23 protein-coding genes are annotated in these 19222 nt (G+C 62.3%); 16 read left to right on the forward strand and 7 right to left on the reverse strand.

Translation table 11 applies throughout. The features are described from left to right. Positions 1-62 precede the first annotated feature (62 nt). The 5 genes from RA26_RS05940 (at position 63) to RA26_RS05960 (ending at position 3601) form a co-directional block, all read left to right on the forward strand. Positions 63-599, forward strand: coding sequence for a TetR/AcrR family transcriptional regulator (locus RA26_RS05940; protein WP_039181282.1), 537 nt, complete (start codon positions 63-65; stop codon positions 597-599). Between the two features lie 65 nt (positions 600-664). Then, positions 665-1396: a competence/damage-inducible protein A gene (locus tag RA26_RS05945; protein WP_039181283.1), complete on the forward strand. Its 732-nt coding sequence runs from the start codon at positions 665-667 to the stop codon at positions 1394-1396. Beyond that, positions 1393-2118, forward strand: a complete 726-nt coding sequence (locus RA26_RS05950; RefSeq protein ID WP_039181285.1) for a GNAT family N-acetyltransferase — start codon at positions 1393-1395, stop codon at positions 2116-2118. The genes RA26_RS05945 and RA26_RS05950 overlap by 4 nt, the downstream gene beginning before the upstream one ends. Before the next feature lie 5 nt (positions 2119-2123). After that, positions 2124-2696 carry a peroxidase-related enzyme gene (locus RA26_RS05955; protein ID WP_039181286.1) on the forward strand — a complete coding sequence of 191 codons (573 nt, stop codon included), beginning with the start codon at positions 2124-2126 and terminating at the stop codon, positions 2694-2696. Between the two features lie 38 nt (positions 2697-2734). Then, positions 2735-3601: an OmpA family protein gene (locus tag RA26_RS05960; protein WP_082015780.1), complete on the forward strand. Its 867-nt coding sequence runs from the start codon at positions 2735-2737 to the stop codon at positions 3599-3601. A 29-nt stretch (positions 3602-3630) separates the two neighbouring features. Here RA26_RS05960 and RA26_RS05965 read toward each other — a convergent pair whose 3' ends face one another. Beyond that, positions 3631-4554, reverse strand: coding sequence for a GlxA family transcriptional regulator (locus RA26_RS05965; RefSeq protein WP_039181289.1), 924 nt, complete (start codon positions 4552-4554; stop codon positions 3631-3633). Positions 4555-4649: 95 nt separating this feature from the next. Here RA26_RS05965 and RA26_RS05970 point away from each other — a divergent pair, with 95 nt between their 5' ends. Next, on the forward strand, positions 4650-5441 hold the full coding sequence (locus tag RA26_RS05970; protein ID WP_039181291.1) for a class II aldolase/adducin family protein: 792 nt from the start codon (positions 4650-4652) through the stop codon (positions 5439-5441). 253 nt (positions 5442-5694) lie between these two features. On the opposite strand, the gene RA26_RS05975 is transcribed toward RA26_RS05970, so the two are convergent. Both RA26_RS05975 and RA26_RS05980 read right to left on the reverse strand, forming a co-directional pair. Then, on the reverse strand, positions 5695-6606 hold the full coding sequence (locus RA26_RS05975; protein ID WP_039181294.1) for a LysR family transcriptional regulator: 912 nt from the start codon (positions 6604-6606) through the stop codon (positions 5695-5697). A gap of 163 nt (positions 6607-6769) precedes the next feature. After that, positions 6770-7714, reverse strand: coding sequence for an AEC family transporter (locus tag RA26_RS05980; RefSeq protein ID WP_052272328.1), 945 nt, complete (start codon positions 7712-7714; stop codon positions 6770-6772). 163 nt (positions 7715-7877) lie between these two features. Here RA26_RS05980 and RA26_RS05985 point away from each other — a divergent pair, with 163 nt between their 5' ends. From RA26_RS05985 to RA26_RS05995, 3 genes are all read left to right on the forward strand, one after another. After that, positions 7878-8318: a DUF4399 domain-containing protein gene (locus RA26_RS05985; protein ID WP_039181296.1), complete on the forward strand. Its 441-nt coding sequence runs from the start codon at positions 7878-7880 to the stop codon at positions 8316-8318. Between the two features lie 76 nt (positions 8319-8394). After that, on the forward strand, positions 8395-8715 hold the full coding sequence (locus RA26_RS05990; RefSeq protein WP_039181298.1) for an NIPSNAP family protein: 321 nt from the start codon (positions 8395-8397) through the stop codon (positions 8713-8715). A gap of 32 nt (positions 8716-8747) precedes the next feature. Further along, on the forward strand, positions 8748-9071 hold the full coding sequence (locus tag RA26_RS05995; RefSeq protein WP_241482594.1) for an antibiotic biosynthesis monooxygenase family protein: 324 nt from the start codon (positions 8748-8750) through the stop codon (positions 9069-9071). Between the two features lie 176 nt (positions 9072-9247). Here RA26_RS05995 and RA26_RS06000 read toward each other — a convergent pair whose 3' ends face one another. After that, positions 9248-11275, reverse strand: coding sequence for an NADPH-dependent 2,4-dienoyl-CoA reductase (locus RA26_RS06000; protein ID WP_039181303.1), 2028 nt, complete (start codon positions 11273-11275; stop codon positions 9248-9250). 138 nt (positions 11276-11413) lie between these two features. Here RA26_RS06000 and RA26_RS06005 point away from each other — a divergent pair, with 138 nt between their 5' ends. Together RA26_RS06005 and RA26_RS06010 are read left to right on the forward strand one after the other, a co-directional pair. Next, positions 11414-11896 (forward strand): RNA pyrophosphohydrolase, encoded by a 483-nt coding sequence (locus RA26_RS06005; protein WP_039181304.1) that lies wholly within the window; start codon positions 11414-11416, stop codon positions 11894-11896. Positions 11897-12023: 127 nt separating this feature from the next. Beyond that, on the forward strand, positions 12024-12419 hold the full coding sequence (locus tag RA26_RS06010) for a hypothetical protein (RefSeq protein WP_241482595.1): 396 nt from the start codon (positions 12024-12026) through the stop codon (positions 12417-12419). 6 nt (positions 12420-12425) lie between these two features. Here RA26_RS06010 and RA26_RS06015 read toward each other — a convergent pair whose 3' ends face one another. Then, positions 12426-13301 carry an EamA family transporter gene (locus tag RA26_RS06015; RefSeq protein ID WP_039181307.1) on the reverse strand — a complete coding sequence of 292 codons (876 nt, stop codon included), beginning with the start codon at positions 13299-13301 and terminating at the stop codon, positions 12426-12428. A gap of 76 nt (positions 13302-13377) precedes the next feature. Here RA26_RS06015 and RA26_RS06020 point away from each other — a divergent pair, with 76 nt between their 5' ends. Continuing rightward, complete coding sequence (locus tag RA26_RS06020) at positions 13378-13863, forward strand: MarR family winged helix-turn-helix transcriptional regulator (RefSeq protein ID WP_039181311.1); 486 nt, start codon at positions 13378-13380, stop codon at positions 13861-13863. A gap of 127 nt (positions 13864-13990) precedes the next feature. Here the strand turns inward: RA26_RS06020 and RA26_RS06025 are convergent, their stop codons facing one another. After that, on the reverse strand, positions 13991-14983 hold the full coding sequence (locus RA26_RS06025; protein WP_039181314.1) for an adenosine kinase: 993 nt from the start codon (positions 14981-14983) through the stop codon (positions 13991-13993). A gap of 61 nt (positions 14984-15044) precedes the next feature. Beyond that, entirely contained in the window at positions 15045-15689 is a 645-nt protein-coding gene (gene nth, locus RA26_RS06030) for an endonuclease III (RefSeq protein ID WP_039181317.1), read from the reverse strand. Between the two features lie 156 nt (positions 15690-15845). Between nth and RA26_RS06035 the strand changes: the two genes are divergently transcribed. The 4 genes from RA26_RS06035 (at position 15846) to RA26_RS06050 (ending at position 19188) form a co-directional block, all read left to right on the forward strand. After that, complete coding sequence (locus RA26_RS06035) at positions 15846-16715, forward strand: methylated-DNA--[protein]-cysteine S-methyltransferase (RefSeq protein ID WP_039181320.1); 870 nt, start codon at positions 15846-15848, stop codon at positions 16713-16715. Between the two features lie 268 nt (positions 16716-16983). Continuing rightward, entirely contained in the window at positions 16984-17673 is a 690-nt protein-coding gene (locus RA26_RS06040) for a helix-turn-helix transcriptional regulator (protein ID WP_039181323.1), read from the forward strand. 139 nt (positions 17674-17812) lie between these two features. Continuing rightward, complete coding sequence (locus tag RA26_RS06045; RefSeq protein ID WP_082015771.1) at positions 17813-18469, forward strand: OmpA family protein; 657 nt, start codon at positions 17813-17815, stop codon at positions 18467-18469. Between the two features lie 176 nt (positions 18470-18645). Then, complete coding sequence (locus tag RA26_RS06050) at positions 18646-19188, forward strand: NADPH-dependent FMN reductase (protein WP_039181326.1); 543 nt, start codon at positions 18646-18648, stop codon at positions 19186-19188. The last annotated feature ends 34 nt before the right edge of the window (positions 19189-19222 follow it).

A 19222-nucleotide genomic window follows, 5' to 3' on the forward strand; every position in this document is an offset into this window, starting at 1 on the left:
TGTGAATTGCGCTGCTCGCCGTCAAGGCCTATCTGTAGGTAGGTAGATTGGCGGGGGTGAGCATGGCAAAGCCGGACACAGCGGAACGCATCCTGGACATCGCGGAGAAGGCCGCGCGGACAGGTGGCTACAACGCCTTCAGCTTCCGTGAAATTGCTGCGGAAATCGGTATCAAATCGGCCTCTGTCCACTACCATTTTCCGACCAAGAAAGCCTTAGGGGAGGCTCTGGCGAAACGGTATTCTGACCATTTTTTCAGTGTCTTGGGTGATCCCCAAGGGGCGGAGCCTGCGGAGTTGCTCAAGCGCTATGTTGCAGCGTATGGCGCGGCTTTGAAACAGGACGGGCTGATGTGCCTGTGCGGCGTTTTCGGGGCCGAGATTGCTGATCTGCCGCCGCCAGTGGCCAGCGCCACGCGGGCTTTTTTTGAGCGTAACCTGGAATGGCTGCAGCAGGTTCACAGCCGGCAGGGGCTGACGCCGGATGCTGCGGAACAAGCCGCGGCGCATATGATCGCAGCCCTGGAAGGGGCGATGATTCTGGCTCGTGCAATGGGAAATGCCGCGCTGTTCGACGCTGCGGTTGCCGGGCTTTCCTAGTCGCTTTGGCCCTTGTGCCGGCTGGGCTGCGGGGTATCTTCACGCACAGCCAAGGGAGATGCCTGATGTCCGCCACACCGAACCCTACTGCCGCCATGCTGGTTATCGGCGATGAGATCCTGTCTGGTCGCACACGCGATGCCAATATGCACTTTCTGGCGGGGGAGCTGACCAAACACGGTATCGACCTGAAGGAAGTACGGGTGGTGAGCGACGACGAACCCGCGATTATTGCCGCGGTACAGTCGCTGTCTGGCGCTTATGATCATGTGTTCACCAGCGGCGGCATCGGGCCGACCCATGACGATATCACTGCCGATTGCATTGCTAAGGCGTTTGACGCCCATTTGGATGTGCGCGACGATGCCAGGGCCATCCTGCAGACGCACTATGATACCCAAGGGCTGGAAATGAATGAGGCACGGCTGCGGATGGCCCGCATTCCGGATGGTGCGGCGCTGATCGACAACCCGGTTTCGGCGGCGCCGGGATTCACCATCGCCAATGTGCATGTGATGGCGGGGGTCCCAATGATCTTTCAGGCAATGGTCGCCAGTGTGACTCCGACCCTCACAGGTGGCAGCCCGATGCTGTCGCAGACCTTGCGGGTGCTGCGAGGTGAGGGGGAAATCGCGGCCCCGCTCAGGGCGCTAGCGGAGGCCTATGGCGATCTGTCGGTGGGCTGCTACCCGTTTCAGAAAGACGGCGCGTTCGGCGCCAATGTCGTGATCCGCGGCACAGATGGTGCCCGAATCGATGCGGCAATGACCGAACTGGCAAAGGAGCTGGAGCAGTGACCACCGATCCCCGTTACTATGCTGTGACCGAAGCGACCTGGCCGTCTGCTTCAGTGCGCGGCTTGGGTCCAGTCACCCTGCGAGAGGGGCAGGGCGGCGGCAGCCGGGTGTCGGCGGCGACGGTGAGTGGCACTGCCACAGACATGGACATCGCTGCGGCAGAGGACGCGATGCGTGCAATGGGCCAGGATTGCCTGTTCATGATCCGGGACGGCGAGGCAGAGTTGGACGCGCTGCTGGAGGCGCGCGGTTATGCGGTGAAGGATCCGGTTAACCTGTGGACCTGCCCAGCGGAGCGCCTGACGGACATCCCTGTGCCGCGTGTCACCGCCTTTTGCGTCTGGGAGCCGCTGGCAATTCAGCGCGAGATCTGGGCGCAGGGCGGCATCGGGCCGGAGCGGCTGGCGGTAATGCAACGGGTGCAGGGCGTGAAGACTGGGCTGCTGGGCCGCCACAGGGACAAACCCGCCGGTGCGGGGTTTGTGGCCATCCACGATGGTGTGGCAATGGTTCACGCGCTGGAAATCCTGCCGCATCAGCGCCGGGCCGGCATGGGCGCCTGGATGATGCGCCAGGCGGCGTTCTGGGCATTGGAAAACGGTGCCAGCGAATTGGCGGTTCTCTGCACGAAACGTAACGAGGGCGCCAATGGGCTTTATGCTTCCCTCGGCATGGACTGTGTTGGACAGTACCACTACCGGATTTTGCAACAAGGCGATTGAACGCGATGAGTGACCAGACCCAGCCGACAGCCCTGAACCTGCCAATGGTGGACCCGCTGCCGCCGGAAACGCAGAAGTATTTTGACATCTGTGTCGAGAAACTGGGCTTTGTGCCGAATGTGCTGAAGGCAAACGCCTTTGACATCGATAAGCTCAATGCCTTTACGGCCATGTACAACGACCTGATGCTAGCGGACAGCGGCCTGAGCAAGTTGGAGCGGGAGATGATTGCGGTTGTGGTCTCCTCGATCAACCGCTGTTTCTATTGCCTTGTGGCCCACGGCGCGGCCGTGAGGCAGCTATCGGGGGACCCGCAACTGGGCGAGATGCTGGTAATGAATTACCGGGTGGCGCCTCTGGACACGCGTCAGCGGACGATGCTGGATTTTGCGGCCAGGATGACCACTGCCAGCGCGGAGATTGAGGAAGCGGACCGCCAGTGCTTGCGTGATGCGGGCTTCAGCGACCGGGATATCTGGGACATCGCCAATGTCGCGGGCTTCTTCAACATGTCGAACCGGGTGGCCAGCGCCACCGCAATGATGCCCAATCCGGAATATCACAACCAGTGCCGTTGAGACGTTTGATTGCGGTGGCGGCGGCATTCCTGCCCGGAATGCTGAATTCAGCGGAGCTCACTCTGCCGGCCGGTGCGGCTGCCATTTCCGAACGGGCCACGGCGCTTGGCGTCTATCAGCTGCCAATTGGCCCCGAAGACGCGGACAGGGTGCCGTCAGAGCGGTTCGAGGGGCAGATCACCCGCCGCACCTGGCGCGTTGACGGCAGCGGCACGGTTCTGCAGATTCTGGCACCACTGAGGAAGCAGCTGGCGGAACAGGGCTTTGAAGTGAGGCTGGACTGCGCGGCGCGTGATTGCGGCGGCTTTAGTTTCCGGTTCGGGGTCGAGGTAGTGCCTGCACCGGATATGATGGTTGATATTTCCCGCTATCACTTCCTGTCGGCTGCCAAGGACGAGGCGGCGGTATCTGTCCTGGTGTCGCGGGCGGGCGGAGCAGCCTATGTGCAGGTGATCAGCGTGCAGCCGCCGGAAGCAGTGCCGGCGGTAGTGAAGCCTGCAGTGCAGCAGCCAGCAGACCCGGAGCAGCCGGTGGAACTGGCTAAGGTGCTGGAGGTGCGCGGCCATGCGGTGCTGACCGATCTGGTGTTTGACAGCGGCTCCACGCGGCTTCAGGACGGCAGCTACTCCAGCCTGCGCGAGCTGGCCGCTTTCCTGGACGCAAACCCGCAATACAGGCTGCTGCTGGTCGGCCACACCGACACGGTTGGCTCCCAGGAGCAGAATGCCTCGATCTCCGAACGCCGTGCGCAATCGGTAAAGGAGCGGCTGGCCGAGGCCTATGGCGTCGAGGAGACCCGTATCGACGTGGTCGGGGCAGGCTATCTGGCGCCGATTGCCAGTAACCAGATCCCTGAGGGCCGCGAGGTCAACCGGCGGGTGGAGGCTGTGCTGCTTGGAAAATGACGGAAGGCAATACTTGGCCCGGTGGGCCGTCAGCGGCGCCGCATGCCGCGCGGGCTGCGCTGGTACATGGCTTTGAACTGGCGGGAAAACCCCGACAGCGAGGCAAATCCCGTTGCCAGGGCCACTTCGGTAACCGGCATGGCAGTGTTTTGAAGCAGCTCGCGCGCCCGCTGCAGGCGTGTCTGAAGATAGGCCGCCTGCGGTGTTATGCCCAATCCGTGTTTGCAGCGCAGGCGCAGCGCTTTGAGGCTGAGGCCGAGCCGCCCGGCAATGTCTTTGAGCGCCAGGGGCTCCTGCAGGTTGTCCAGCATCAGCTGCTGCATTTGGCCCAGAACCGGATCGGCTGAAGGTCGCAGGCGCTGGCGTACTTCCGGCGGCCGGATCGATCCATGCGCCATGTCTTCGGAGGTGGCCGCCGCCAGCCCGTCCGGGCCGGTGGCCGCGATCCAGGCCAGCATCGCGTCGCCGGTGGCAGTGCCTCCCACGGCGGTCAGCCGGCGGTGGCCGAAACAATAGATCTTGTCGCTGACTGCGATGCCGGGCCAGCGTTCGCGGAACCCTGCCTCCGCTTCGTGGTGCAGTACTGCCTCATGCCCGTCCAGGTAACCCAGCTGGGCCAGCACCACGGTGCCGGTGTCGATGCCGCCCAGCGTGGCGCCTGCGCGCGCGGCTTTTACCAGGTAGGCACGCAGCCCCTGCGGCAGGTGGTGCAAAGGATCATAGCCGGCGCAAAGCAGCACCAGGTCGGGCGGTCCGCCGAGGTCCCAGCCGCTGCGGTCTGGCGCGGCCAGCCGTCCGCTGGAGGCAGGCACCGGCGCCTGGGTGACGCTGAGTGTCTCCCACGTATACAGCGGGCAGCTGACATTCTTATTGGCGATGCGAAGGGTTTCAGAGGCCAGCACGTAGGCCAGCATCTGGAACTCAGGAAACAGGATGAAGCTCACCTTCGGCATGTCAGGAAGTTATATGCAAGTTTCGGGCGTTTCTATGCAAATAATGCGGGTTCCAGGCAACTAGGGTTCCTCCAGTCACAGGAAAGGAAACGCCAATGACCGTCATGACCCCGACCCCGCTGCAAGGCCGCCCGGCCAATTGTTCGGACGCCGAATGGAAGGCCCGCTGCGAGCTGGCTGCGATATATAATGCGTTGGTGAAATACCGGCTGACCGATCAGACCAACCAGTGGCACGCGATCCGGGTGCCGGGCGAGGATGCGCTGATTACCCATCACTATGGCTGGATGCATGAGGAGGTGACCGCCTCCAACCTGATCAAGGTCGGTTTCAACCGTGTGAACCACAATCCGGAAAACGGAGAGCCGAACCCTTCGGCCACCGAAATCGGCAAATTGTTCTTTGAAGCGGAACCGGAGAAGAATTGCATCATGCATATCCATACCAAGGCCATCATGGGGGTGTCGGCCCAGACCGGCGGGGTGGGCCCCTACAGCCAGGCCTACCTGATGATCGGCGGTGGAGATGTGCTGGGGTATACGGACTATGAGTTCGAATGCACCGAAGATTTCCTGAACGGATTACTGGACGCAGGCCGCGGCAGAAAGGCGGTGGTGGAAGCCTGGCACGGTGCTTTTGTATTCGGGGCGACCGCGGGCGAGGCGTTCTTCCGCTCCTTCTACCTGGATCAGGCCTGTGCGGTGCAGCTGGAGGTGCAGAAGGCCGCAGCCTGCCCAGGGGTGGAAATCCGCACCATCCCAGAGGCGGAGCAGAAGCGCCATCTGCGCGATATGGCCGCCAGCGACTGGTACGGCTACGAGGGCGAACTGGAGTGGCATGCCATCCGCCGCCGCCTGGATGCAGAGGCGCCGCACTACAAGAGCTGACTAGGCCGCCATTTCATCGGCACAATGCTCCCAGGCCTCGGCCGCCGCTTCGCAGGTGCCGCAGAAGGCCTTGGGCATGGCTGCGCCCCGAAGCGGCACTTGGCCCGACGAGATCTGGTCAGTCTGTGATTGGCACGGGACGGGCGGGAGCCTTGCGGTTGCCCCGTAGCTTTCTTCTGCAAAAAAGCCCCCGCGAGAGGCGCGGGGGCAGGTCTACGAGGGAGGTCTTGTTCCGGTTTTCCGTTGAACCGGTTCAGGTTTTCCATTCGGACGGGTCGCGATCCGCAAAGGCGGCAACCAGGAAGTCGATGAAGGCCCGCACCTTGGGTTGGGTGAACTTGCCGGGTGGGTAGACGGCATAAATGCCTTGGGTTTCCACCGGCAGGCTGGGCATCACGTCCTCGACTAGCCCCTCCTCCATCGCTGCGGAGTAGAGGTAGCTGGGCAGATAGGCGATGCCAAGGCCGGAAATCGCGGCGTTCAGGAGCGACTGCCCGTCATTGACGGATAGCCAGCCGGAGGTGCGAACCTGGCGCTTTTCGCCCGAGGGCGCGGTGATCTTCCAGACGTTGCCGCTGGACTGGCTGGAGTAGTGCAGCAGCTTGTGGGCGTTCAGCTCGTCGATCTTCTGCGGGCGGCCGAATTTCTCCAGATATTCCGGAGAGGCGATCATGCGCTTGGTGGTCTCGGTCAGCTTGCGGGCGCGCAGAGAACTGTCTTCCAGCTCGCCGATCCGCACCGCCATGTCGAACCCCTCTGAAATCAGCTCCACATAGCGGTTGTTCAGCACCATGTTGACGGTGATATCCGGGAAGTCGCGCAGGAAGTCCGACAGCACCGGCGACAGGTGGTTAACACCGAAGTCGGTGGCGACAGAAATCCTCAGCAGGCCCGAGGGCGCTGATTGCATCGAGGTGACCAGCGCGTCCGCTTCGCCCGCATCGTTCAGCACCCGGCGGGCGCGGTCGTAATAGGCAAGACCGATCTCGGTCGGCGATACCCTGCGGGTGGTGCGGTTCAGCAGCCGCGCGCCGAGGCGGGCCTCAAGACTGGAGACATGCTTGGAGACGGCCGACTTGGAAATCCCCATTTTCCGGGCGGCATCAGTGAAGCCGCCCTGATCCACCACATTGGCGAAGGCCTCCATTTCCATCAATCGGTCCATATTAACCCATCCTCGTAAAGCCGTGTTGCCTCGAAACTGACGGTGAATTCGGGCAAGAACGGGGCAGAGGTGGGATAATTGCGAGGTTTCGCGGCTATCGTTTGCGTTGTGGAAACGGCCGCGGCGGGACGGGGGTGAACATCTTGAGAAGGTAAATGAAACCTTAAATCACTAGCCTGATTGTCAGTATCCACAGCGGCAGGGTCACCGCACTTAGCAGGGTGGATTGCGCAATAAGTGTGGCAGCCAGCGTGCGGTCGGCGCCAAAGGCGGATGCGAGCACATGGGCGGCGGAGGCTGTCGGCAAGGCTGCAAACAGCACCAGCACTGCGGCGAAGCCGGGATCACTTCCCAGCAGCAGGCAGGCAACCAGAACAATCGCAGGCACCAGTACCAGACGCACCAGGCAGAGGTAGCCGTTGAATAAATCAAGCCGCGCGAGCGCGCGCCAGTTCATGGTGGCACCGATCGACAGCAGTGCAATCGGGATCGCGGCATGGGCCAGCATTTCGGCCGGCGCCAGGATTGGCGCGGGAATCTTGTAGCCGGAAAGCCCCACAGCGACGCCTGCGACAGATGCGATAAGAAACGGATTGAGCGCGATTTTTGCCGCGGTCTCCCGCAGCGAAAGGCTGCCGCCGCGCGATAGGGCGGTGACGGCCATGACATTGGCCACCGGGACGGCCATCCCGATGGCAACCGCCATCTGGCCAGTCAGCTCCTTTCCGATTGATGGCAGCGCGACAAAGGCAATAGCTGTGTTGAAACGCCAGGCAGCCTGCCAGGCTCCTGCGAAATCAAGGAACTTGTCCGGTCCGGCCCGGCGCGCCAGAAAGCCCAGGGCAAGCGCCAGGGCCAGGATGCTCCAGACGGCGGGTCCGATGCGGCCGAGCTCTGCAATGGCAATGGGGCGGCCGCTGGCGGCAAAAAATAGCAGCGCGGGAAACAGCACTTCGAAGTTCAGTTTATCCAGGCCTTGCCACGACTGCGGTGACAACCGCCTGCGTACCAACCCGCCAAGTGCCACCATCAGGAAGCTGGGGGTCAGGCCCATCAGGATGACTGCGAATACCACGGTTGCCCTCGCCTTGCGGTTCAGCTGTGACATTGCCGCTGCGGGATTTTGCAGGCAAGAGGTATGGGGGCCTGCAGGGGGAGCTTCTGTGAGGATGACGCAAAATTGTGCATCTGCGGCCGCCGAAGGGTTTGCTGCTGTTTGCAAGACGCCTAGCTATACTTTGTTTGTTGAACAAATTGCTGGAGAACCCGCTATGAAAGTTTTACTTGCCGCCGCCGCCGCCTTTTGCCTGGCTGCACCGCTTGGGGCTCAGGAACGTACTCCGTCGCACCCGGATGCCAAGGTCTATTTTGTCAATCTGAAGGATGGCGATACCGTTACCTCACCGGTGTCCGTGGTTTTCGGTCTTTCCGGCATGGGTGTCGCCCCCGCGGGAACGGAAAAAGAGCATACTGGCCACCATCACCTGCTGATCGACCGGCCAGCTATTGGTCAGGGCGAAGATGGCGCGGATGAGCTGCTGTACGGATTGCCTGCAGATGAGCACCACGTGCATTTCGGCGGCGGGCAGACTGAGGCCGTCATTGACTTGGCTCCGGGCCGCCACACACTGCAGCTGGTGCTTGGCGATGCCAGCCATGTGCCGCATGACTCGCCCGTGGTGTCCGAGGTGATCACGATCAATGTGGAATGACACTTCGCTTTGCAGCGAAGCATTTGCGGGGAGGCGCAGGTTAGGCAGGAGGTCCTGAAAAGCCAAAGGACCTGACATGCTGACTTGCATCATCCGCTACCACATCGACCCTGCCAAGAAGACGCAGTTCGAACAATACGCCCGCAGCTGGGGCCAAGCGATTCCGCGTTGCGGGGCTGATCTGGTCGGTTATTTCGCACCGCATGAAGGATCTTCGACCCTGGCCTATGGTATTTATAACGTGGACAGCCTGGCGGAGTATGAGGCCTACCGCGCGCGGCTGGCGGCCGATCCGCTGGGGCGCGAGAACTATGAGTTTGCCCAGAAGGAACGGTTTTTGCTGCGTGAGGACCGGACCTGGCTGAAGCTGGCCTCAGCCCCGCATGGCGACGGATAGGAGTAGACCCGCATGATTGCCGTGATTTCGAAGTGGAGATCGCCGCGGGGCGGAAGGAGGCCTATCTGAAGACCGCGCAGGAACTGCGGCCCCTGCTGGAGCAGGTGGAGGGCTTCATTTCGGCCGAGCGATTTCAGAGCCTGAGCGCGCCGGAGAAGTTGCTGTCGCTGTCGTTCTGGCGGGATGAGGCCGCGGTGCAGCGCTGGCGCCAGCTGGAGGAGCACCGTTCGGCGCAAGGCCGTGGCCGGGCGGGCATCTTTGCGGACTACCGGCTGCGTGTTGCGGGGGTGGTCCGCGATTACGGGATGGAAGCACGGGAGGAGGCTCCGGCGGACAGCATCGCGGTACACGACTGAGCGCCGCGCGGGCCTCGCTGCTGAAAAGCTGCTGCGGGCCGCTCCCGTCCGGCTTGGGCGCATTGAAAATGCGCCGCGCCCGTTGGGCGCAGCCCAGCGGGGAGCGCGGTGCCCGGCCCAGCTGAGGGCCGGGCCTGAAAGGGGCGGCTGCCGCAGGCGGGAGGACGTCTGTCGCCTTATAGGCTGGCGGCCAGGCGGGTGCCCTGGTTGATCGCGCGTTTGGCGTCCAGTTCCGCGGCCACATCGGCGCCGCCGATCACATGGGCAGAGATCCCGCACTCTGCCAAATCATCAGCCAGCGACCGTTCGGAAACCTGGCCCGCGCAGAGCACAATGGTGTCCGCCGGAATCACCGTCGGGTTTTCGCGGGCTTCGCCAAAGCTTACATGCAGGCCCTCAGCGTCGATCCGCTCGTAGTTGACGCCGCCGACGAATTCTACCTCTTTCATCTTGAGCGTAGCCCGGTGAATCCAGCCGGTGGTCTTGCCCAGCCGTTTGCCGTGGCGTTCGGCCTTGCGCTGCAGCAGGGTCACCTGGCGGGCTGGGGCCGCGGGCTGAGGGCCCTCGGGTGCTAGGCCTGCGCGGTGCTCCGCCGGGTCGACCACGCCCCATTCCTTCATCCAGGCCGGCAGGTCAGTGGCGGGGCTGTGGCCCTCTTCCAGCAGGAACTCCGAGACGTCAAAGCCGATGCCGCCGGCGCCGATCACGGCGACCCGCTGTCCCACAGGCTTCTTGTGGCGCAGCACGTCGATGTAGCTGAGCACACTGTCCCGGTCCTGGCCGGGAATGGCAGGATCGCGCGGGGAGACGCCGGTGGCGATCACCACCTCGTCGAAGCCGGCCAGGTTCTCTGCCGCAACCTCGCGGCCCAGCTCCAGAGTAATGCCGACGTCTGCCACCATGGTACGGTACCAGTCGACCAGCCCCCAGAATTCCTCTTTGCCCGGCACCTGCTTGGCCATGTTGAGCTGGCCGCCAATTTCGTCGGCGCGGTCGAACAGGGTCACGTCATGGCCGCGCTGGGCAGCCGTTAGAGCAGCGGCGAGGCCCGCGGGTCCGGCGCCGACGATGGCAACGGTCTTGGAAGTCTCAGCAGGCTCGATCACCAGCTCGGTCTCGTGGCAGGCGCGCGGATTCACGAGGCATGAGGTGAGCTTGCCGCTGAAGGTATGGTCGAGGCAGGCCTGGTTGCAGGCGATGCAGGGGGCGATCTGGTCCGCCTGTCCGGCCTCTGCCTTGGCCACGAAATCCGCATCTGCCAGCATCGGGCGGGCCATCGACACCATGTCGGCGCAGCCATCCGACAGCACCTCTTCCGCAACTTCCGGCGTGTTGATGCGGTTGGAGGTGATCACCGGGATGCCGACCTTGCCCATCAATTTCTTGGTTACCCATGCAAAGGCCGCGCGGGGAACCGAGGTGGCGATGGTCGGGATGCGCGCCTCATGCCAGCCGATGCCGGTGTTCAGGATCGTAGCACCGGCCTTCTCGATTTCCTGCGCCAGTTGCACCACCTCCTCGTGGGTGGAGCCATTGGGCACCAGGTCGATCATCGACAGGCGGTAGATGATGATGAAATCTCGGCCCACGGCCTCGCGCGTGCGGCGCACGACCTCGATCGGCAGCCGCATCCGGTTCTCATAGGAGCCGCCCCAGCGGTCGGTGCGCTTGTTGGTGTGGGTAACCAGGAACTGGTTGAGGAAATACCCCTCGCTCCCCATGATCTCGACGCCGTCATATCCTGCTTCTTGCGCCAGCCGGGCGGCGTTCACGATGTCGGCAATCTGCTTTTCGATACCATCCTCGTCCAGCTCATGCGGCGGGAAAGGGGAGATCGGCGATTTCACGGGGCTGGGGCCGACACATTTGGGACCATAGGCATAGCGGCCGGCGTGCAGGATCTGCATGGCGATCTTGCCGCCCGCTTCATGCACGCGGCTAGTGATCACCCGGTGGTTTTCTACGTCCTTGGGTGTGGTCATCATCGAGGCGCCGGGCAGCACCGAGCCCTCCAGGTTCGGGCCGATCCCGCCGGTTACCATCAGCGCCACGCCGCCGCGGGCGCGGGCCGCATAGAACTCGGCAACCCGGTTCCAGTCGCCGGTTTCCTCCAGCCCGGTGTGCATCGAGCCCATCAGCACCCGGTTCTTCAGCGTGGTAAAGCCCAGATCCAGCGGGGCAAGCAGATTGGGGTACGCAGTCATCTTGAAACTCTCCCTGGCAGTTGCCCCTAGGATCAAGGGCGCGGGCCGCCTTGTCACGGGCAAACGCCGCGTCACCCCCTTGCGTGCCCCGGCGGCAAGCGGTCTAAGGTTGTGAAAACCCATGCCGAGGAGAGGCTGATGACGCCGGAAGAAATTGCCAAGCTGCCCTACCGCCCCAATGTCGGCGTGATGCTTATCAATGCCGAGGGCGCGGTCTTCGTCGGCCAGCGCAAGGACCGCTACAAGGATGCCTGGCAGATGCCGCAGGGGGGGATCGACGTGGGCGAGGACCCGCGGATTGCAGCGCTGAGGGAGCTGGAGGAAGAAACCGGTGTGGCGCCCGGTCTGGTCGAGATCATCGCCGAAAGCGAAGGCTGGCTGCCGTATGACCTGCCGCATGACGTGGTGCCCAGCTTCTGGGGCGGCAAATACCGCGGGCAGGAGCAGAAATGGTATCTGATGCGGTTTCTCGGCACGGATGATCAGGTCAATATCGAGACGGATGATCCCGAGTTCTCAGCCTGGTGCTGGCAGCCCGTGGAGAGCCTTGTGGAGAAAATCGTGCCGTTCAAGCGTGAGGTTTATGCGCGGGTGGTGGCAGAGTTCCGGGAGTATCTTTGAAATGGATTTGCGGGCCTGTTTTCGACCTGCCGGAACCGGTGCTGCCCTGACCGCGTGTATTCTGGCTGTTGCCGCCGGCCCCGCTGCTGCCCTCAGCTGCCTGCCCTGGGGTCCTGCGGACGCCTATTTGCATGCCGCGAATTCGGACAGCGTTTACAACGTCATTGCGGGCGAATTGAAGTTTAACGAAAGCCTGCTGCCGCAGTCTCATTCGGACAATCCCAACGACACGCCGCCGTTGACCCGCATTCCGGCACAGCTCTCAGGCAAGCTGCTGGAGGGAAAGTATTTCTCCGGCCGGGTGAATGTGCCTGCGGTTCTGGAAGTGGAATGCATGGGCCCCTGGTGCGGCGGGATCAAGTCCGGTGCAGACTATGTGGTCTTTGCGGAGCAGCGCGGGCAGGAGCTGGTGGTTCGGGCAAACGCCTGTGGCGGGTTTGCATTTAATGACACGCCCGAAGTGCGGCGGCAGGTGCTGGATTGCCACCGCGGCAAGGCCTGTGAACCGGCCCAGCCGCGGTAGCAGTTTTCATTTTGCAGGCGCTGCAGCGCGCTCTGTCTGCCGCGGCAGCCTGGCTTGGCCGAGCCAAAGGCTGAACAAGGCCAGTGTGGCGCCCAGCATCTGGTTGGGCGTCAGGGTTTCCCCCAGCAGCAGCCAGCCCAGGATCACGGCAGACAAAGGGCTCAGAACGCCGAGCAGCGACACTTGCGCCGGGTCGATCCGGGCGAGGCCGCGGAACCACAGGATATAGGTCAGCGCGCCGCCAATGAGGCTCATGTAGGCAAGGCCCAGGATACTTGCAGCCGTGAAGGCCGGCATCTCCGGCACCATCCACAGCGCAACAGGCACCAGCAGCAGCCCGCCTGCGGTCAGCTGCCACGCGGTGAAGGTGAGCGGCGGCACCGGCGGCTGCCATTTCCGGGTCAGAACCACGCCTGTAGCCATCGATAAGGCGCCGCCAAGGCCCGCAAGGACGCCCAGGGTGTCCAGCTTGGCGGCCGGGGTCAGCACCAGCAAGGCAACGCCTGCCATGCTCAGAAGCGCGGCCGCAACGGCAGCAGCGCGGATCTGCGTCTGCAGCAGCAAGGCGGACAGGAACACCACGATCAGCGGCTGCACGGCGCCAAGCGTCGCTGCGACCCCGCCGGGCAGGCGGTAGGCGGACAGGAACAAGAGCACCCAGAACAGCGAGAAATTCAGCGCTCCAAGCACCAACAGTCGCGGAAGCCAGTTGAGCGGCGGCAGCTGGCGCACCACCAGCAGCAACAGCAGCCCAGCAGGCAGCGCCCTGAGCAGTGCCACAACCAGCGGTGAGTGGCCGGGAAGGAAAGTTGTCGTCACGATGTAGCTGCTGCCCCAGATGGCAGGGGCCAGCGCAGTCAGCAAGAGGGTCCGGATTGGCATAGGTGTCTCCTTATCTTGATGTCGAGATATGTGCATTTTGTCTTGACGTCAAGATTTAACAGCCTAAACCAGCAGCATGGATCATGTGGATTTTATTACCCTGCAGTGGGGGAAGGAGCGGCCGGATCTGGATGTGACGGCTATGGGCGTGATCGGCCGGGTCGCGCGGCTGTATCTGGCGTATCAGCGCGAGATGCATAAGACCTTCGCGGAGTTCGGGTTGAATGCGGCCAAGTTCGATGTTCTGGCAACGCTGCGCCGGTCCGGGGTGCCCTACACGCTATCACCGGGCGATCTGCTGAAGGCGACGATGGTTGCGTCGGGCACGATGACCAACCGTATTGACCGGCTGGAGGCGGACGGTCTGGTAAAGCGCGAGGTAAACCCGGAGGACAGCCGCAGTTTCCTTGTTGGGCTGACAGAAGAGGGATTTGCCCTGATCGACCGGGCTGTCACCGCGCATGTGCAAACCCAGGCACGGTTGCTGGGAGGTATGAGCGCGAAAGAGGTAGAGGCGTTTACGGCGCTCTTGGGACAAGCTCTGGCAGCAGCTGAAGGCTGAGGCCGCAGATTTTTGGAGTGCCTGCCGTAGGCAGTCTGCGCGGGGCGGTAAGGCCGCTCCGCGCTGTGCTCAACTGGTGGCGACGTGCCATCAGTTGGTCTCCGTTAGGCGGGAGAGCGCCGCTGGCTTAGACCAGACCGGCTTCTTCCAGCAGGTGACGCACGTTTCTTTCCGGGCGCGGGCCGATGTGCCGGATCACCTCGCCTGCGCAGATGCAGCCCATGCGGGCGCAAATTTCCATGCTGCGGCCGGTTGCCATGCCAAACAGAAAACCGGCGGCGAACTGGTCGCCGGCACCGGTGGCATCTACCGGTGTGATCATCTCCACCGGTATATCGATGCGCACTCCTTCGTTCAGCACGGTCACGCCATCTCCGGACCGGGTGCAAACCACCAGCGGACAGATCGCGGCGGTTTTTGCCATTGCCTTCTCCAGGTCATCGGTCTCGAACAGGGCGCGGATTTCATCCTGGTTGCCGATAACAAAATCCAGCTCCTCGCCGATCAAGGTGAGGAAGTCCGCGCGGTGGCGTTCGACACAGAACGGGTCAGAGATCGAGATGCCAACCTTGCCACCGCCTTCACGGCAACTGCGTGCCGCTTCCAGAAACGCTGTTTTGCCCCTGTCCTTGTCGAACAAGTAACCTTCCAGGAACATGATCTGCGCTTGGCCCGCTACGTCCTGCGGCACGTCTTCAGAGCTCAACTCGGAAGAAATGCCCAGATAGGTGTTCATCGACCGTTCTCCGTCCGGCGAGACAAAGATCATTGACCGCGAGGTCGGCAGCACATCCCCTGAAACAGGTGCATTCACAAAGCCGACGCCCTCGTTGTTCATTGCATCGGCATAGAATTTACCAAGCGCGTCGTCCCGGACCCGGCCGATGAAGGCGGCCTCAAGCCCCAGCGCGCCGGCGCCTGCGATGGTATTGGCGACCGAACCGCCCGGGGTCAGCACCCGGTTTCCCATTGCCGCATACAAATCTTCGCAGCGGTCGCGCTCAATCAGTTGCATGATGCCTTTTTCGATGCCTTGTTCAGCCAGGAAATTGTCCTCGCACTGTGCAATCACATCCACCACGGCATTGCCGATGCCGACGAGCTGGTAGGTTTTGGTCATGGTCCCTCCCCGGGGATTTCCAAAGCGGTGTCAGTTGAAGCGACTATGCCGCTCAAAAAGTTTATAGATTCTTGTCTTCGAACATGCAGAGGTCGCGGATGATGCAGGTTCCGCACATCGGCTTTCGCGCCTTGCAGTGGTATCGGCCGTGCAGGATCAGCCAGTGATGCGCGTGCTGCTGGAAGTCCGCCGGGATATTGTCTTCCACTGCACGTTCCACGGCATCCACATCCTTGCCCGGTGCAATGCCGGAGCGGTTGCCAACGCGGAAGATGTGCGTGTCCACCGCCTGTGCAGGCTGCTTCCACCACATGTTCAGAACCACATTGGCGGTCTTGCGGCCCACACCCGGCAACGACTGCAATGCAGCGCGTGAGTTCGGAACTTCGCCGCCGTACTCATCGACCAGGATCTGCGACAGCTTGATCACGTTCTTTGCCTTGTTGCGGTAGAGGCCGATTGTTTTAATATGCTCAATCAGCCGTTCTTCGCCCAGGTCCAGCATCTTTTGCGGAGTGTCGGCGATTTTGAACAGCTCGCGGGTGGCCTTGTTGACGCCGGCGTCTGTTGCCTGCGCTGAGAGCGCCACAGCAACCACCAGCGTATAGGCGTTGACATGCTCCAGTTCGCCCTTGGGTTCGGGCTCTGCTGCTTGGAACCGCGTGAAGATCTCGCGCAGAGTGTGATAATCGAGTTGCTTTGCCATCGCGCGCCATATGTACAGAGCGGGTGCCAAAGAGCAATTGAAATTGCGCCTTTCCTGATCCCGGCCCTTGCCGTTAGGAAAACCCGCAAGTTCCGGGTCGATTGAATGGGCTGGCCGGTCTACTTTGAAGCCACACGTTCAAAACAGGCTAGGCCAATGAATATCGAAACGCGGGAAAACACCTACCATTATGGCGTCATGCGGCGGGCGATTGAGTTGATCGACGAGGGCGGTGAGGATCTGACCCTGGAGCAGCTGGCCGCCCGCATGGATATGAGCCCGGCGCATTTTCAGCGGCTGTTCTCGGCCTGGGTCGGGGTGTCGCCAAAGCGCTACCAGCAGTATCTGCGACTGGGCCATGCCAAGGCCCTGCTGCGGGACCGCTTCACTACGCTGGAGGCGTCACACGCGGTCGGCTTGTCCGGATCAGGCCGGCTGCACGACCTGTTCTTGCGCTGGGAGGCGATGAGCCCAGGCGAATATGCCCGCAATGGAGAAGGCTTGCGGATTTTCTGGGGCTGGTTTGACAGCCCCTTTGGTCTGGCGCTGGTGATGGGCACCGAGAAGGGCATTTGCGGTCTGGCGTTTGCATCCGAAACCGGCGCTGAACCGGCAATGGCTGACATGCGTGCTCGCTGGCCGCAGGCTGAGTATATTGAGGAACCCATGGTCCTGAGACCATTGGCAGAGGCGGCCTTCGCTCAGAAAGGCGAGACTGCGCTGCATATGATTGGTGCACCGTTGCAGATCAAGGTCTGGGAAGCATTGCTGCGCATTCCTTCGGGCCATGTCACGACCTATTCTGAGCTGGCTAGTGCTATCGGCTCCCCTAAGGCGGTGCGTGCTGTTGGCACCGCGGTGGGCCGCAACCCGGTCAGCTGGCTGATCCCCTGTCACCGTGCGTTGCGCAAATCCGGTGCGCTGGGCGGCTATCACTGGGGACTGCCGGTCAAGCGCGCGATGCTGGCCTATGAGGCCGCTCGGGACGAGGAGGCTGCGGCAGGCGCACTACAGGCCGCCGGTTAAAAAGGCGCTCCAACAGACTTGGTTCTCGCGGTCTTGCGGCCAATCGTTCCTCATAGCGTTTGCGCGCTTCCTCGCGATCAATCTCATAAGGGGCAGGCGTAGTCCGCTGGCTGTCCCAGCGGTCCAGGCCCAGCGTGATCATCACCATCCAATCGTAGCTCAGCATTGCCTCTCTCCTCTTTAGGGCATTCAAACCAAAACTCTGCTGACAGGCCTTTGTCAGTGGTATGTGCTAGAGTGTCAGCAGAATGTCACTGGAGCCCCGCCTATGCCTCGTACCGGCCGCTTGTTCGAAATCATCCAGATCCTGCGGTCTGCCTCCGCTCCGGTGCGGGCAGAGGACCTTGCCGGGAAGCTGGAGGTGTCCAAGCGCACCATTTACCGGGACATCGCGGCCCTGCAGGCGATGCGCACACCGGTGGAAGGCGAAGCAGGTATCGGCTATATGCTGCGCAAAGGCTATGATTTGCCTCCGCTCAATTTCGACGAAGAAGAATTGGAGGCGCTGCACGTAGGGCTGGCGATGCTGATGCGCACCGGGGATGGTGCCCTGCAGAAGGCAGCGGAGCGGGTGAGCCACAAGATCAAGGATGTGCATGCCACTGCCGACTGGCTGCAGGTCGCCCCTTGGGGGGCGCCGCTGGATGATCCGGAGCAAGGTTGCGTGTCCAAAGCACTGCTGCGCCAAGCAGTGCGGGAAAGCCGCAAGCTGCATCTGACCTATTTCAGCCCGGAGAGTGGAGAAAGCTGCCGCACGCTGCGGCCTCTGGCGCTGATCTATCACATCGAATGCACTATGCTGGCTGCCTGGTGCGAGCTGCGCGGCGGGTTCCGGCATTTCCGCACTGACCGTATGCTTGCGGCGGACCTTCAAGAGGCGGATTTTGCTGCGGAGGCTGGTTCCTTGCGTAAACTTTGGATGGAGCAGGAAGGCTGGAACTTCGCTTTTGCGCCCTGAACACCCCCGGTTCCGCGGGTTTTGCGCGGTAATCCGCCGAAGTTGAGACTCTTTGGCTTGAGAACACGGTCTTGCGCCCCGATATTCCAGCGGACGCCGGGTGTTGCCCGGACCTTAGAAACCAGAAGGCAATTTTGAGATGCAGATGAAACTCTCCACGGCTGGTATTGTCGCCGCAACCCTGGCTCTTGGCGCCTGTACCGATCCTGCAACTATCGGCACTCAGGGCAGCAACACGCAAAAAGGGGCGGTTCTGGGCGGTATCATCGGTGCGGGTGTCGGGGCCATAGCAAATGACTCTGATCGTGGCCTGGGTGCCGTGACCGGCGCGCTGGTTGGTGCGACCGCGGGCAGTGTGATCGGCAATCAGCTCGACGCGCAGGAGCGCGAGCTTCGTCAGACGCTGGCCAACGACGACATCACTATCGTCAACACCGGTGACCGGCTGATCCTGTCGTTCCCGAATGATCTGACCTTTGCAACTGACAGTGCGTCGGTTTCTCCGGCCGTGCAGGGCGACTTGCGCCGGGTTGCCGACAGCCTGGTGCGATATCCTAACAGCATTGTGCAGGTGATCGGCCATACCGACAGCGATGGCGATGCAGGGTATAACCAGGGCCTTTCCGAGCGCCGCGCCAATGCGGTGGCGGACCAGATCCAGGCAGGCGGGGTTCCCTATAACCGCCTGCGCATCATTGGCCGGGGCGAGAACCAGCCGGTGGCGTCTAACCTGACGCCGGAAGGCAAGGCGCAGAACCGCCGCGTCGAAGTGGTGGTAATCCCGCAGGCGGCCTAAGCCGGAGCCGGATGAGAAGTATTTCAGCCCGTCCCGCATGGGGCGGGCTGTTTTCATTCAAACAACGGCAGGGTTACGCAACGCTGCACATGGACTGCGCGGGTATGGCTGTTTCAAGTTGACGTCAGCCTCATACATGATGGGGGCACCACTGATGCGAACAGAAGGAACTCTCCATGGCTGACCTCGTCCTGCTCACAATTTCCGGCTCGCTGCGCCGTGAGGCCACCAACCGTAAGCTGCTGGCCGAGGCTGCGCGGGTATTTGGGCTTGCGTCGGTCTTGGAGGCCGATCTGAATATGCCGCTCTACGATGGCGACTTAGAAGCAGAAGAGGGTATTCCGCCTTCGGTTCAAGTGCTGGCAGATCAGATCGCGGCGGCGGATGCCATCGTGATCGCGACGCCAGAATACAACAAGGGGCCGTCGGGTGTACTGAAGAACGCGCTGGACTGGGTGAGCAGGACCGAGGGAAACCCATGGGCGGACAAACCTGTAGCAGTGATGTCGGCAGCTGCGGGCCGCGCCGGGGGCGAGCGCGCGCAGATGGTCCTGCGCGGCTTCTTAGTGCCGTTTCAACCGCGGCTGATTACTGGGCCGGAAGTGCATCTCGCTGGTTCCAGCAAGGAATTTGACGAAAGCGGACGACTGACGAGCGAGCACTACGAGGCCACATTGACCAAACTGATGCAGAAGCTGCGGGCCGAGTTGGTGGCGTAGGCACTGCAAAGCAGATCCTTCGAGCAGTACGGCG

The organism is Leisingera sp. ANG-M7 (genome assembly GCF_000813965.1).
Taxonomy (GTDB): domain Bacteria; phylum Pseudomonadota; class Alphaproteobacteria; order Rhodobacterales; family Rhodobacteraceae; genus Leisingera.